Below are 627 nucleotides of genomic sequence, written 5' to 3' on the forward strand. Positions count from 1 at the left end.
AGATTCAGGTGGAGATTCAGTTATGCAAATAGTCATGTTTGACAGGCAGTCAATATTTATTCATGGAATGAAAATCAGTTTACAGCAACGTATTCCAGGAGTGAGTATTCAGGGGGCCAGTCAGGCAGACGAGTTATGGCAAAAGCTGGAAAGTTACCCTGAAGCCTTAGTGATGCTCGATGGCGATCAGGATGGTGAGTTTTGCTACTGGTTGCTGCAAAAAACCGTGGTGCAATTTCCTGAGGTTAAGGTGTTAATCACGGCGACGGATTGCAACAAACGGTGGTTACAGGAAGTTATCCATTTTAATGTGCTGGCCATTGTGCCTCGTGATTCAACCGTTGAGACATTTGCGTTGGCGGTAAATAGTGCGGCGATGGGGATGATGTTTCTGCCGGGAGACTGGCGAACGACGCCGGAAAAGGACATTAAAGATCTCAAATCGTTAAGCGCCCGCCAGCGGGAGATTTTAACCATGTTAGCGGCGGGCGAATCAAATAAGGAGATCGGCAGGGCGCTGAATATCAGTACCGGAACGGTAAAAGCGCATCTGGAATCCCTGTATCGCCGTCTGGAAGTGAAAAATCGCACCCAGGCGGCAATGATGTTAAATATCTCCTCCTGAAG

The 627-nt window shown here is 47.8% G+C and carries 1 protein-coding gene; it reads left to right on the forward strand.

Translation table 11 applies throughout. The features are described from left to right. On the forward strand, window positions 1–625 hold a 625-nt coding region (locus AC5O77_RS22075), incomplete at its 5' end, for a helix-turn-helix transcriptional regulator (protein WP_494507206.1). Between the last annotated feature and the right edge of the window lie 2 nt (window positions 626–627).

This window comes from Stenotrophomonas sp. INTA L402-1 (genome assembly GCF_059295135.1).